Below are 13830 nucleotides of genomic sequence, written 5' to 3' on the forward strand. Positions count from 1 at the left end.
AGACGGGGGTTTTGCTATGCTGAGCGCAGGACAGAAAATGGAGAGCGAAAATGACACAAGGCGCAGTGAAAACACCAGGTAAACGTTCGCAGGCGGTGAGCGCCAAGAAACAGGCGATCCTCAGCGCTGCGCTGGAGACATTTTCGCAGTTTGGTATTCACGGTACGCGCCTTGAGCAGGTGGCGGAGCAGGCCGGGGTGTCCAAGACCAATCTGCTCTACTACTACCCGTCGAAAGAGGCGCTGTATGTGGCGGTGATGCAGCAAATCCTCGATATCTGGCTGGCACCTCTCAAGGCGTTTCGCGAAGAGCTGGCCCCGCTGGTGGCGTTAGAGGAGTACATACGGCTGAAGCTGGAGGTATCGCGTGATTACCCGCAGGCATCAAGGCTGTTCTGCCTGGAGATGTTGCAGGGCGCGCCGCTGTTGCAGGCGGAGCTGACGGGAGATCTAAAGCAGCTGGTGGACGATAAATCGGCCATTATTGCCGGATGGGTCGCCAGCGGAAAACTGGCGCCCGTCGACCCGCAGCATCTGATCTTTATGATCTGGGCCGCTACCCAGCATTACGCTGACTTCGCGGCCCAGGTCGAGGCGGTGACCGGTAAAACGCTCCAGGACGAGGCGTTTTTCCAGAGTACGCTGGATAACGTGCAGCGGATGATTATCGAAGGGATCCGTGTGCGCTAATCAGCCGGTTGGAAAGGGCAGCTTAAATTGCCCTCTTCACACTGCATCAACGAGGCCAGAAAGGCTTCGCGCTCCGCTGTTTTCTCCGTCAGGCACTGGTTGATAATCATCGGCTGAATAGTGCCACCTTCGGTTCCTGAACCCATCAATTTACAGTCTGCGTCACGCAGGGCGATCCACGCCTGCTGCGCCTTTTTCAGCAGGTCGCGCTGAGGGGCTGCCGCGCGTTTGATGGCGGCCTGGTATGTCTGGTTGAGCTTTTTATCCGCAGCCTGGTACTGCTCTGCCGCACAGGCACTGAGTTCTGTCTGGGTGGTCGCTTTGTCGCACTCGTCGGCCAGCGCGCTGACGCTGAGCAGCAGTGCTGCGCCTGCGAGAAATATTCTTTTCATCATTCCCTCCGTGTAAAAAAGCCGGATGCGCTGCGCTTATCCGGCCTGGGCTATTTTGTAGCCCCGGTAAGCGTAGCGTCACCGGGGAGAGTTTACACGATTAACCGATTGTCATCAGGCTGGCGTTACCGCCCGCAGCCGCGGTGTTAACGCTGAGCGAACGCTCGACGTACAGGCGCTCCAGCAGCAGGTTGGTCTCCCCGCGGGCGAAGCCCTGCACCGAGACAATCGCGCCGCTGCGGGCCGCCACCTGCTCGCACAGTTCGCGCAGCTGGTCGGAATCACCGTGGTAGATCACCGCATCAAACGGCTGCGTCAGCAGCGCATCGGCCTTCGCAAAGCGAATGCGGGCCGAGACCGCTTTTGGCAGCTGTTTGGCGAGGTCACGATGCAGAGCATCTTCCGGCCACAGCACCTCACAGCCCGTTGCCGTTGCGGCTGCCAGCTGCACCAGCGCATCCTGCTCGTTATCCGCCACGCACAGCACACGCTCGCGCGGCATCAGCGTCCAGGTGTTGCGCTCACCGGTTGGACCCGGCAGCAGACGCTGTGTTCCCGCCTGCGCCAGCTCGCCGTACTGCTGTGCAATCGCATGCAGCTCGGGACGATTTTCAGCCCACTTAATCAGCGCGTCCAGCGGTTGGGACAGCACGGCTTTCACCTGCGCATCCACCGGATATTCCGCGTCCTGACGCGCCAGCGTCACGCCCAGCGCATTTTCCGGACGGTTTGCCAGCAGACGGTACAGATAGAGCGGACCGCCCGCTTTCGGGCCGGTGCCGGAGAGACCTTCACCGCCGAACGGCTGCACGCCCACGACCGCGCCAACCATGTTGCGGTTGACGTACAGGTTGCCAACTTTAGCATTGCCGGTCACCTGGGCAATGGTTTCGTCGATACGGGTATGCACGCCAAGCGTCAGGCCGTAACCCGAGGCGTTGATCTGATCGATCAGCTCGTTGAGGTTGTTACGGTTGTAGCGCACCACGTGCAGTACCGGGCCGAAGACCTCTTTTTTCAGCTCGTCGAAGCTTGCCAGCTCAATCAGCGTTGGCGGCACGAAGGTGCCGGTCTGCCACTCGCGGGCATCTTCGCTGTTCTCGCGCACCGCCTGGAACACCGGACGGCCTTTTGCACGCATGGTCTGAATGTGGTTTTCAATGTTGGCTTTGGCTTCCGCGTCGATCACCGGCCCGATGTCGGTAGTGAGACGGCCCGGGTTGCCCATGCGGCATTCCGCCATCGCACCGCGCAGCATCTTCAGCGTGTGGTCAGCCACGTCATCCTGTAAGCACAGTACGCGCAGGGCGGAACAGCGTTGGCCCGCGCTGTCGAAGGCAGAAGCCAGCACGTCAACGACGACCTGCTCGGTGAGTGCGGAGGAGTCCACGATCATGGCGTTCATGCCGCCGGTTTCAGCGATCAGCGGGGTAGGACGGCCCTGCGCATCCAGACGGGTGGCGATGTTGCGTTGTAGCAGGGAGGCCACTTCGGTAGAACCGGTAAACATCACGCCGCGTACGCGGTTATCGGAGGTCAGTTTGGCCCCGACCGTTTCACCGCGCCCTGGCAGCAGCTGCACCACGCCCGCCGGTACGCCCGCTTCCAGCAGAATGTTAATGCCCTGGGCGGCAATCAGCGGGGTCTGCTCTGCCGGTTTCGCCAGCACGCTGTTGCCTGCGGCCAGCGCCGCGGCAATCTGGCCGGTGAAGATCGCCAGCGGGAAGTTCCACGGGCTGATACACACCACCGGGCCGAGCGGACGGTGGGTTTCGTTGTCGAAATCATCGCGCACCTGACCGGCGTAGTAGTGCAGGAAGTCTACCGCCTCGCGCACTTCGGCGATGGCGTTGCTGAAGGTTTTACCCGCTTCACGCACCAGAATGCCGATCAGCTGCTGCATCTGATCTTCCATCAGCACCGCCGCGCGTTCCAGAATGGCGGCACGCTCCTGCGGCGGGGTGGCAAACCAGATTGGCGCGTTGTTCACCGCGCTCTCCAGGGCCTGCTCCACTTCCGCTTCCGTGGCTTCGCGCACGTAGCCGACGATATCCTTCGGCTCTGCCGGGTTAATCACCGGCTGCATTTCACCGTCCTCAACGGATTGCTCAAGGATCGGCCTGGCCTGCCACTTCTGCAATGCGCTGTTAAGCAGGGCGGAAGAGAGCGACGCCAGACGGTGTTCGTTGGCGAGATCCAGACCCGCCGAGTTGACGCGGCCTGCACCATACAGCTCGCGCGGCAGGGCAATCTTCGGATGCGGCAGGCCAATCTGGCCTTCCTGCGCCGCCATCTTCTCAACGGCCTGTACCGGGTCGGCCACCAGCTCGTCCAGCGGCAGGGTGGTGTCGGCGATGCGGTTAACGAAGGAGGTGTTCGCCCCGTTCTCCAGCAGACGGCGCACCAGGTAGGCCAGCAGGGTTTCGTGGGTACCTACCGGGGCATAGATTCGGCACGGACGGTTCAGCTTGCCGTCGGCCACTTTACCGGTCACCTGCTCGTACAGCGGTTCACCCATGCCGTGCAGGCACTGGAACTCGTACTGGCCCGGATAGTAGTTCTGACCCGCGAGGCTGTATATCGCCGCCAGGGTGTGGGCGTTGTGGGTGGCGAACTGCGGATAAATCAGGTTCGGCACGCCGAGCAGTTTTTTCGCGCAGGCGAGGTAAGAGACGTCGGTATAGACCTTGCGGGTATAGACCGGATAGCCTTCCAGACCTTCCATCTGGGCGCGTTTGATTTCGCTGTCCCAGTAGGCGCCCTTCACCAGACGGATCATCAGGCGGCGACGGCTGCGGCTGGCCAGGTCAATCAGGTAGTCAATGACGAACGGGCAGCGTTTCTGGTAGGCCTGGATAACGAAACCAATCCCGTTCCAGCCCGCCAGCTCCGGCTCGAAGCACAGTTTTTCCAGCAGATCGAGGGAGATCTCCAGACGGTCCGCCTCTTCGGCGTCGATGTTAATGCCGATATCATACTGGCGCGCCAGCAGGGTCAGGGACTTCAGGCGCGGGTAGAGTTCTTCCATCACCCGGTCGTACTGCGCGCGGCTGTAGCGCGGGTGCAGGGCGGAGAGCTTGATAGAGATGCCCGGACCTTCATAAATACCGCGACCGTTGGACGCTTTACCGATGGCGTGGATCGCCTGCTGGTAAGATACCATGTAGGCCTGCGCGTCGGCGGCGGTCAGCGCCGCTTCACCCAGCATGTCGTAGGAGTAGCGGAAGCCTTTATCTTCCAGCTTGCGGGCGTTCGCCAGCGCTTCGGCAATGGTTTCCCCGGTGACGAACTGCTCGCCCATCAGGCGCATCGCCATGTCCACGCCCTTGCGGATCAGCGGCTCGCCGCTCTTGCCGATGATGCGGTTCAGAGAGCGCGACAGGTTGGCTTCGTTATGGGTGGAGACCAGCTTGCCGGTAAACAGCAGGCCCCAGGTGGCGGCGTTAACGAACAGCGACGGACTGCGGCCAATGTGGGAGTGCCAGTTGCCGTTGCTGATTTTGTCGCGGATCAGGGCATCGCGGGTGGCTTTATCCGGAATACGCAGCAGCGCTTCCGCCAGACACATCAGCGCCACGCCTTCCTGCGAGGAGAGGGAGAACTCCTGCAACAGACCCTGCACCATACCAGCGCGTCCGCTGGCGGTTTTCTGATTACGCAGCTTGTCGGCGAGCTGATACGCCAGGCTGTGCGCCTGAGCGGCAACGGCTTCCGGCAGGCGCGCCTGCTCCAGCAGCATCGGCACGGCGTCGGTTTCGGCACGGCGGTAGGCGCCGGTAATGGCGGCGCGGCTGACGGACTGCGGCAGGATCTGCTCGGCAAATTCGAGGAACGGCTGGTGGTTCTCCTCAACGGCCGTCGCGGCTTCTTCGCTTTCGTTCGCTGCGCCCGCCAGCAGGGCAGGCAGCTCCGGCAGACCTTCTTCACTCTCCAGTCTTTCCAGATAGTTAAAAATCGCCTGCTTGATTAACCAGTGCGGTGTGCGGTCGATGCGGGTCGCAGCGGTTTTAATCCGTTCGCGGGTAGCGTCATCCAGCTTAACCCCCATGGTGGTCATCCCCATGCCAAAACTCCTGTTGTTCTGTAATAGCGTTCTGTTGATAGCGTGAAATATCCACCATGTTGCAACTTTGTGCAACCGTGTTAAATGTGACCTGGTCTGCAAGCTGGAAAATGAATGGATTGTTAAGGATTAGTTAGCTGTGAAAAAGAACGTGCGGCCGTTTCTGAGCCCAGTTTTTATGCGGTGCTTAACACTTTTTAAAGGTGCAACCCGTAAAAGCGTGAGCGAGTGCAACCTATAGGAAAGACGTATAAAACCAGTGATGAAATTCATGTAAATGCAGTGTTAAATCGTTTGTCAGTGGGATGCGTATACGGCAGGATAGCGCGCCCAACGGAAACACATACACACATCACTACGTTCCGGTGATGACATAACAAGGCAACCCGGACGGTTGTCGCTCGACATTTTGGAGAATTTGAATGGCTATTAGCACACCGATGCTGGTGACATTTCTCGTTTATATTTTTGGCATGATCCTGATAGGGTTTTTGGCATGGCGTTCCACTAAAAACTTTGACGACTACATCCTCGGCGGGCGCAGCTTAGGCCCGATGGTCACCGCACTCTCTGCGGGCGCTTCCGACATGAGCGGCTGGCTGCTGATGGGGCTGCCGGGCGCGATTTTCATCTCCGGTATCTCCGAAAGCTGGATCGCCATCGGCCTGACCGTCGGCGCGTGGATCAACTGGAAGCTGGTGGCAGGCCGTCTGCGCGTGCATACCGAAGCCAACAACAACGCCCTGACGCTGCCGGACTACTTCACCGGACGCTTTGAAGATAACAGCCGTATCCTGCGCATTATCTCTGCGGTGGTGATCCTGCTGTTCTTCACCATCTACTGTGCTTCCGGCATCGTGGCGGGCGCGCGTCTGTTCGAAAGTACCTTCGGCATGAGCTATGAAACCGCCCTGTGGGCCGGTGCGGCCGCGACCATCCTCTATACCTTCGTGGGCGGATTCCTGGCGGTAAGCTGGACCGACACCGTGCAGGCGAGCCTGATGATCTTCGCCCTGATCCTGACTCCGGTGATTGTCATTTTCACCGTCGGCGGCTTTGGCGAATCGCTGGAAGTGATCAAGCAGAAGAGCATCGAAAACGTCGATATGCTGAAAGGGCTGAACTTTATCGCCATCGTCTCCCTGATGGGCTGGGGCCTGGGCTACTTCGGCCAGCCGCACATTCTGGCGCGTTTCATGGCGGCGGATTCTCACCATACCATCGTTCACGCGCGTCGCATCAGCATGACGTGGATGATCCTGTGTCTGGCGGGCGCGTGCGCGGTTGGCTTCTTCGGCATTGCGTACTTTAACAACAACCCGGCGCAGGCGGGCGCGGTGAACCAGAACGCCGAGCGCGTGTTCATCGAACTGGCGCAGATTCTGTTTAACCCTTGGATTGCCGGTATTCTGCTCTCCGCGATCCTGGCTGCGGTGATGTCCACCCTGAGCTGTCAGCTGCTGGTGTGCTCCAGCGCCATCACCGAAGACCTCTACAAAGCGTTCCTGCGTAAGGGCGCGAGCCAGAAAGAGCTGGTGTGGGTAGGGCGTTTTATGGTGCTGCTGGTTGCGCTGGTGGCGATTGCGCTGGCAGCAAACCCGGAAAACCGCGTGCTGGGGCTGGTGAGCTACGCGTGGGCGGGCTTCGGTGCCGCGTTTGGGCCGGTAGTCCTGTTCTCCGTCATGTGGTCACGCATGACCCGCAACGGCGCGCTGGCGGGGATGATTATTGGTGCGGTTACCGTTATCGTCTGGAAACAGTTCGCCTGGCTGGGCCTGTACGAAATCATTCCTGGCTTCATCTTCGGCAGCATCGGTATCGTGGTCTTCAGCCTGCTGGGTAAAGCACCGTCTGCCTCCATGCAGAAACGCTTTGCGGAAGCCGACGCGCACTACCACACTGCGCCGCCGACTAAGCTTCAGGCTGAGTAATCTCCCCTCACCCTAACCCTCTCCCCGGTGGGGAGAGGGGATAGTCCTTTCACCTATGTGAGTCTTCATCAATGAGAATTAAAACAGGGTTAATGGTGGCAGCATTCGTGATGCTGGCGGGCTGTAACGCACCCGCGCAGCACGTGCCGGTGGAAACCTGCAAAGCGGATAACCAGATGCAGCAGACCACGCTCTATTTTGGCTTGAATCGCCCGGCAGGGGCGCAGATTACCGGCAGCGAGTGGCAGCAGTTTGTTGACCAGGACGTGACGCCGCGTTTTCGCGATGGCTTAACGGTGTTTGATGCCCGTGGTCAGTGGCTGGGTAACGACGGCAAGGTGGCGCGCGAGCCGAGCAAGGCGCTGATGCTGATCCACGGGAAAGATGCGCAGAGTGAGAAGAATATTGAAGCGTTGCGCGGGATCTATAAGTCACGCTTCGCGCAGGAGTCGGTGATGCGGGTTGACCAGCCGGTGTGCGTGCAGTTTTAATGAAAAACGGCGGGAAATCCCGCCGTTATTGTATCGTAGGCCCGTGCAAGCGAAGCGCCGCCGGGCATTAACCGCATAAAACTTACAACACCAACCCCGCAAAGCTCGCCGAAAGCAGGCTCACCAGCGTCGCGCCGTACACCAGACGCAAACCAAACCGCGACACCACGTTGCCCTGCTGCTCGTTCAGACCTTTTATTGCCCCCGCCACAATGCCAATGGAAGCGAAGTTAGCGAACGACACCAGGAACACGGACAAAATACCCAGCCCGCGAGGTGACATTTGATGGGCAATTTTTTGCAGCTCGATCATCGCCACAAATTCATTCGCCACCAGTTTAGTTGCCATAATGCTCCCCGCGTTTAAGGCATCGCTCAACGGAATACCAATAAGCCACGCCAGCGGATAAAACACATAACCCAGAATCTGCTGGAAGCTCATGCCAAATATGCTGGAGAAGAGGGCGTTAACGGCGCTAATAAGGGCGATAAAACCAATAAGCATCGCCAGAATAATCATTGCCACCTTAAAACCGGCCAGAATATACTCGCCCAGCATTTCAAAGAAGCTCTGGGATTCGTGCAGTTTTTCCAGCTTGATATCCGGCTCCGCTTCCGGGCGGGTCGGGTTAATGACCGAAAGAATAATAAAGGTGCTGAACATGTTCAGGATCAGCGCCGCGACGACAAATCTGGCGTCGAGCATGGTCATATAGGCCCCGACAATCGACAGCGACACCGTCGACATAGCCGTGGCAGCCATCGTAAACAGACGACGCGAGGAGAGATCCCCGAGTACGCCCTTGTAGGCAATAAAGTTTTCCGACTGACCGAGGATCAGCGAGCTCACCGCGTTGAAGGATTCCAGCTTGCCCATGCCGTTCAGTTTTGACAGCAGCGTCCCGATCACCCGAATAAAGATCGGCAGAATGCGCCAGTGCTGAAGAATACCGATCAACGCTGAGATAAAAATAATGGGGCAGAGCACGCCAAGGAAAATAAACGCCAGCCCTTTTTCACCCATCCCGCCAAAGACAAAATTCGTCCCTTCGGCAGCGAATTTAAGCAGCGACTCAAAGAAACCGGAGACGTATTTAATAATAAACAGACCGCTTTCTGCATGCAGGAAAAAGAACGCCAGCGCAATTTCAATCACGATCAGCTGTAAAACGAAACGAATACGAACTTTTCGGCGGTCGAAACTCACCAGCCAGGCAAGCGCAAGAATAATCACCAGCGCCAGCAGGAAATGGACAATTTTAAACATGGTTTATTTTCAGTTGGTTTTCGAGGTGGACATTTAGCCACAGCCCCGGTTAACCGTAAATGGGCATTTTCGTTATACCTTATAAACGCAACGGTTACTCAAGCAATTATTACTCCGCAATGCGTTTACATCTGGTCATCAAAACGCAACACATTTCGCTTGTTTTTCTTGTTGCCGTAATGATAATCACTATCACAAGAATTTACCTTTCTTTGCATCAGTTGACCGCGATAAACATTTAAGGTGTCGGCATGTTTGTTCCTTTTCTCATTATGTTACGTGAAGGCCTTGAAGCGGCCCTGATTGTTAGCCTTATCGCCAGTTATCTGAAGCGTACCCAGCGCGGACGCTGGATTGGCGTGATGTGGGTTGGCGTTTTCCTTGCCGCGGCGCTCTGCCTGGGGCTGGGTATTCTTATCAACGAAACCACCGGTGAATTTCCGCAGAAAGAGCAGGAGCTGTTTGAAGGCATTGTTGCCGTAATAGCGGTGGTGATCCTCACCTGGATGGTGTTCTGGATGCGCAAAGTTTCCCGTAACGTGAAGGTACAGCTTGAGCAGGCGGTGGATAACGCCCTGCAAAAAGGCAACCACCACGGCTGGGCGCTGATCATGATGGTCTTTTTCGCCGTGGCGCGTGAAGGCCTGGAGTCCGTGTTCTTCCTGCTCGCGGCTTTTCAGCAGGACGTGGGCATCTGGCCGCCGCTGGGCGCGATGCTCGGGCTGGCCACGGCGGTTGTGCTTGGCTTCCTGCTCTACTGGGGCGGCATTCGTCTTAACCTGGGCGCGTTCTTCAAGTGGACCAGCCTGTTTATTCTGCTGGTGGCCGCGGGACTGGCGGCAGGGGCGATCCGCGCCTTCCACGAAGCGGGCCTGTGGAACCACTTCCAGGACGTGGCGTTCGATCTCAGCAACGTCCTGTCGACCCATTCACTGACCGGTACCCTGCTCGAAGGGATCTTCGGCTACCAGGAAACGCCGAGCGTCAGCGAAGTGGCGATGTACTTTATCTATCTGGTTCCGGCGCTGATCCTGTTCGCTATGCCGCCGCGTACCGGCTCGCAGACGTCGCGCGTTGCGCCGTAAGTGCTGTTTTAGTTACAACATACTTTTAAAGGGAAGAGTCATGGCCATTCAGTTCCGTCGTAGTGCGTTATGCGCAGGCATTGCCGCGCTGTTCGTGTCTGCCTTCACCGCTCAGGCGGCAGATATTCCGCAGGTAAAAGTCACCGTCAACGATAAACAGTGTGAGCCGATGACCATCACGGTTAACAGCGGTAAAACCCAGTTTATTATTCAGAACCACAGCCAGAAAGCGCTGGAGTGGGAGATCCTGAAAGGCGTGATGGTGGTAGAAGAGCGCGAGAATATCGCGCCGGGCTTCAGCCAGAAGATGACCGCAAATCTTCAGCCCGGGGAATATGACATGACCTGCGGCCTGCTGACTAACCCGAAAGGTAAGCTGATCGTCAAAGGCGCAGCGACGGCGGACGCGGCCAAAGGAACGGCGCTGCTGAGTCTCGGCGACGCTATTACCGCCTATAAAGCCTACGTCACCAAAGAGACGGCGGACCTGGTGGCAGGCACCAAAGCCTTTACCGACGCGGTGAAAGCGGGCGATATCGAAAAAGCGAAATCCCTGTATGCGCCTACACGTCAGCACTACGAGCGCATCGAGCCGATTGCCGAGCTGTTCTCTGACCTCGATGGCAGCATTGACGCCCGTGAAGACGACTACGAGCAGAAGGCCGCCGATCCGAAATTCACCGGCTTCCACCGTCTGGAAAAAGCCCTGTTTGGCGATAACTCCACCAGGGGGATGGAGAAATACGCCGAGCAGCTCAACAGCGACGTGCTGGAGCTGCAAAAACGCATCAGCGAGCTGGCATTCCCACCGTCGAAAGTGGTGGGTGGCGCAGCGGGTCTGATTGAAGAAGTAGCCGCCAGCAAAATCAGCGGTGAAGAAGATCGTTACAGCCACACCGACCTGTGGGACTTCCAGGCAAACGTCGACGGCGCACAGAAAATTGTCGATCTGCTGCGGCCACAGCTGCAAAAAGAGAACGGCGAACTGCTGGCGAAAGTGGATGCCAATTTTAAGAAAGTTGACGCTATCCTGGCGAAATACCGCACCAAAGACGGGTTCGAAACCTACGACAAGCTGACCGATGCTGATCGTAACGCGCTGAAAGGCCCGATTACGACGCTGGCGGAAGATCTCTCCCTGCTGCGTGGCGTACTGGGTCTGGATTAAGCGATGAACGAGCATGACGAGTACGACGTGGCGGAACCTTCCCGACGTCGGTTGTTAAAAGGGGTAGGGGCGCTGGGCGGCGCGTTTGCCCTGGCGGGCGGCTGTCCGGTGGCGCATGCGGCAAAACCGCAAAGCGCCCCCGGCACGCTCTCCCCGGACGCGCGTATGGAAACGCAGCCGTTTTATGGTGAGCACCAGGCGGGGATCCTGACGCCGCAGCAGGCCTCGATGATGCTGGTGGCTTTCGATTCGTTGGCGAGTGATAAGGCCGACCTTGAGCGTCTGTTCAGGCTATTAACCACGCGCATTGCCTTCCTCACCGCCGGCGGTCCGGCACCGGAAACACCGAATCCGCGCCTGCCGCCGATGGATTCCGGGATCCTCGGGGCGTTTATCGCTCCCGATAATCTGACCATCACCGTGTCGGTGGGGGAATCACTATTTGATGATCGCTACGGTCTGGCGAAGCAGAAGCCGAAAGCGCTGCAAAAAATGACGCGATTCCCGAATGATTCTCTCGACGCGGCGCTGTGCCACGGCGATCTGCTGTTGCAGATCTGCGCTAATACCCAGGATACGGTGATCCACGCCCTGCGCGATATTATCAAGCACACCCCGGATCTGCTGAGCGTGCGCTGGAAGCGGGAAGGTTTTATCTCTGACCACGCCGCGCGCAGTAAAGGGAAAGAGACGCCGGTCAACCTGCTGGGCTTCAAAGACGGTACCGCCAACCCGGACAGCAGCAATACCGCGTTGATGAACAAGGTGGTCTGGGTGACGGCGGATCAGGGCGAACCGGCCTGGGCGGTGGGCGGCAGCTATCAGGCGGTGCGTATCATTCAGTTTCACGTGGAGTTCTGGGACCGCACGCCGCTGAAAGAGCAGCAGACTATCTTCGGCCGCGATAAGCAAACCGGCGCACCGCTCGGCATGAAGCTCGAGCACGATGAACCCGACTACGCCCGCGATCCGAACGGGGATGTCATCGCGCTGGACAGCCATATTCGCCTCGCCAATCCTCGCACCAAAGAGACGCAATCCAGCCTGATGATGCGCAGGGGTTACAGCTACTCGCTGGGGGTGACCAACTCCGGGCAGCTTGATATGGGACTGCTGTTTGTCTGCTATCAGCACGATCTGGAGAAGGGATTCCTCACCGTGCAGAAGCGGCTCAACGGCGAAGCGCTGGAAGAGTACATTAAGCCCATCGGCGGCGGCTATTTCTTTGCCCTGCCCGGCGCGCGTGACGCGAATGCCTGGCTCGCTCAGGGTCTCATAGAAGCCTGATAATCGTCCCTGCGACAGTTCGCGGGGACATTATTTTTTTCCCGGACTATCTTATTGTTATATTTCTGTAATATTTCTATATAAGACTGATTTTCCATGTAGGGGCAGTCCGAAAAGTTGCATTCAGGTAAAATAAATGTTGCATTTATGATAATTCCTGATGTACTTAAGAGAAGACAGCGGTAGTTCCCGGCAGTGATGTTAACTCACTATGGAGATCGCGAATGGTTGCGTCCTGTACTGGACAAGGTAAACACATCAACCGCAGTACCCGGCGCGGAGGCTCAGACTCCGGCAGCGATTTCTTCACCACCAAATTCTCTCCTTCACCTCAACAACCTTTTTCTACCGACGTGCATAACGGTGCGCGTAGCCGTTGTATATCGTCATCCGGTAATGCAAGCAATGGCTTACAAGGAAGCCAACCCTCTGATGTTCGTGCGCATAATCGTGCCGATGCTGGCGCGTGTGATGAATACCAACAACTCAAGGTGCTATCCATGGGAAGACAGAAAGCAGTGATCAAAGCTCGTCGTGAAGCAAAACGTGTGCTGAGACGGGATTCACGTAGCCATAAGCAGCGTGAAGAAGAATCGGTCACCTCGCTTGTGCAGATGAGCGGCGTAGAATCCATTGGCATGGCGCGGGACAGCCGCGATGCATCGCCAATTGTGGCGCGAAATGAAGCTCAGGCGCACTACCTGAATGCTATCGAGAGTAAACAGCTCATCTTTGCAACCGGGGAAGCCGGATGCGGGAAAACCTGGATCAGCGCCGCCAAAGCGGCGGAGGCGCTGATTCATAAGGACGTGGAAAGGATCATCGTTACCCGTCCGGTACTGCAAGCGGATGAAGATCTGGGCTTCCTGCCCGGCGATATTTCCGAGAAGTTTGCCCCGTACTTCAGGCCCGTCTATGACGTGCTGGTGAAGCGGTTGGGCGCTTCCTTTATGCAGTACTGCCTGCGACCAGAGATTGGCAAGGTGGAAATCGCGCCGTTCGCCTATATGCGCGGACGTACATTTGAAAATGCGGTCGTTATTCTTGACGAGGCTCAGAACGTGACCGCTGCGCAAATGAAGATGTTTTTAACGCGCCTCGGGGAGAACGTGACGGTGATCGTCAACGGCGATATTACCCAGTGTGACCTGCCGTCGGGCGTGAAGTCCGGCCTGAGCGATGCCATGTCACGTTTTGAGGAAGATGAGATGATAGGGGTGGTCCGCTTCACAAAAGAGGACTGCGTCCGCTCGGCGCTCTGCCAGCGCACGCTACAAGCGTATTATTGAATATGCTGTTGTGTTCAAGGCCCGGGAAACCGGGCTTTGTTTTTTGTGCATTTTATCCCCTCTTCCCTGGGGAGAGGGTTAGGGTGAGGGGCTCAGGCCGCACCGAGCTGCATATAGCACCGGGGGGGATTGACTCGCTGCGCTCGCCCTGCGGGCAGCCTGTTCGCT

10 protein-coding genes are annotated in these 13830 nt (G+C 57.7%); 7 read left to right on the top strand and 3 right to left on the bottom strand.

The genetic code is table 11. From position 1 onward, the window contains the following. Window positions 1-50 precede the first annotated feature (50 nt). On the top strand, window positions 51-689 hold the full coding sequence (rutR, locus tag ACOTXL_RS21640; RefSeq protein WP_045350141.1) for an HTH-type transcriptional regulator RutR: 639 nt from the start codon (window positions 51-53) through the stop codon (window positions 687-689). On the opposite strand, the gene ACOTXL_RS21645 is transcribed toward rutR, so the two are convergent. Then, complete coding sequence (locus ACOTXL_RS21645) at window positions 686-1081, bottom strand: lysozyme inhibitor LprI family protein (RefSeq protein WP_045350139.1); 396 nt, start codon at window positions 1079-1081, stop codon at window positions 686-688. The two genes, rutR and ACOTXL_RS21645, sit on opposite strands and share 4 nt — an antisense overlap. A gap of 100 nt (window positions 1082-1181) precedes the next feature. Continuing rightward, complete coding sequence (putA, locus tag ACOTXL_RS21650) at window positions 1182-5144, bottom strand: trifunctional transcriptional regulator/proline dehydrogenase/L-glutamate gamma-semialdehyde dehydrogenase (RefSeq protein ID WP_045617079.1); 3963 nt, start codon at window positions 5142-5144, stop codon at window positions 1182-1184. Between the two features lie 422 nt (window positions 5145-5566). Here putA and putP point away from each other — a divergent pair, with 422 nt between their 5' ends. Together putP and ACOTXL_RS21660 are read left to right on the top strand one after the other, a co-directional pair. Continuing rightward, window positions 5567-7075, top strand: coding sequence for a sodium/proline symporter PutP (gene putP / locus ACOTXL_RS21655; RefSeq protein ID WP_045350135.1), 1509 nt, complete (start codon window positions 5567-5569; stop codon window positions 7073-7075). 71 nt (window positions 7076-7146) lie between these two features. Then, complete coding sequence (locus tag ACOTXL_RS21660) at window positions 7147-7566, top strand: DUF3574 domain-containing protein (RefSeq protein WP_023315789.1); 420 nt, start codon at window positions 7147-7149, stop codon at window positions 7564-7566. Between the two features lie 82 nt (window positions 7567-7648). On the opposite strand, the gene ACOTXL_RS21665 is transcribed toward ACOTXL_RS21660, so the two are convergent. Next, entirely contained in the window at window positions 7649-8833 is a 1185-nt protein-coding gene (locus ACOTXL_RS21665) for a NupC/NupG family nucleoside CNT transporter (protein WP_003858081.1), read from the bottom strand. A 251-nt stretch (window positions 8834-9084) separates the two neighbouring features. On the opposite strand from ACOTXL_RS21665, the gene efeU reads away from it, so the two are divergent. The 4 genes from efeU to phoH all read left to right on the top strand — a co-directional run bounded on the left by efeU (window position 9085) and on the right by phoH (window position 13662). Then, window positions 9085-9918 carry an iron uptake transporter permease EfeU gene (efeU, locus tag ACOTXL_RS21670; RefSeq protein WP_003858080.1) on the top strand — a complete coding sequence of 278 codons (834 nt, stop codon included), beginning with the start codon at window positions 9085-9087 and terminating at the stop codon, window positions 9916-9918. Between the two features lie 40 nt (window positions 9919-9958). Then, window positions 9959-11086 (top strand): iron uptake system protein EfeO, encoded by a 1128-nt coding sequence (gene efeO, locus ACOTXL_RS21675; protein WP_045350133.1) that lies wholly within the window; start codon window positions 9959-9961, stop codon window positions 11084-11086. 3 nt (window positions 11087-11089) lie between these two features. Beyond that, window positions 11090-12373 (top strand): iron uptake transporter deferrochelatase/peroxidase subunit, encoded by a 1284-nt coding sequence (gene efeB / locus ACOTXL_RS21680; protein ID WP_003858074.1) that lies wholly within the window; start codon window positions 11090-11092, stop codon window positions 12371-12373. Between the two features lie 500 nt (window positions 12374-12873). Then, entirely contained in the window at window positions 12874-13662 is a 789-nt protein-coding gene (gene phoH / locus ACOTXL_RS21685) for a phosphate starvation-inducible protein PhoH (protein ID WP_003858070.1), read from the top strand. Window positions 13663-13830: the final 168 nt, after the last annotated feature.

The organism is Enterobacter cloacae complex sp. IR5402, from assembly GCF_049238125.1.
Classification (GTDB): Bacteria; Pseudomonadota; Gammaproteobacteria; order Enterobacterales; family Enterobacteriaceae; genus Enterobacter; species Enterobacter hormaechei_C.

Bases quoted from the DNA above. Each gene is read 5' to 3' on its own strand.
- rutR (WP_045350141.1), top strand. From the start codon at position 51: ATGACACAAGGCGCAGTGAAAACACCAGGTAAACGTTCGCAGGCGGTG.
- ACOTXL_RS21645 (WP_045350139.1), bottom strand. From the start codon at position 1,081: ATGAAAAGAATATTTCTCGCAGGCGCAGCACTGCTGCTCAGCGTCAGC.
- putA (WP_045617079.1), bottom strand. From the start codon at position 5,144: ATGGGGATGACCACCATGGGGGTTAAGCTGGATGACGCTACCCGCGAA.
- putP (WP_045350135.1), top strand. From the start codon at position 5,567: ATGGCTATTAGCACACCGATGCTGGTGACATTTCTCGTTTATATTTTT.
- ACOTXL_RS21660 (WP_023315789.1), top strand. From the start codon at position 7,147: ATGAGAATTAAAACAGGGTTAATGGTGGCAGCATTCGTGATGCTGGCG.
- ACOTXL_RS21665 (WP_003858081.1), bottom strand. From the start codon at position 8,833: ATGTTTAAAATTGTCCATTTCCTGCTGGCGCTGGTGATTATTCTTGCG.
- efeU (WP_003858080.1), top strand. From the start codon at position 9,085: ATGTTTGTTCCTTTTCTCATTATGTTACGTGAAGGCCTTGAAGCGGCC.
- efeO (WP_045350133.1), top strand. From the start codon at position 9,959: ATGGCCATTCAGTTCCGTCGTAGTGCGTTATGCGCAGGCATTGCCGCG.
- efeB (WP_003858074.1), top strand. From the start codon at position 11,090: ATGAACGAGCATGACGAGTACGACGTGGCGGAACCTTCCCGACGTCGG.
- phoH (WP_003858070.1), top strand. From the start codon at position 12,874: ATGGGAAGACAGAAAGCAGTGATCAAAGCTCGTCGTGAAGCAAAACGT.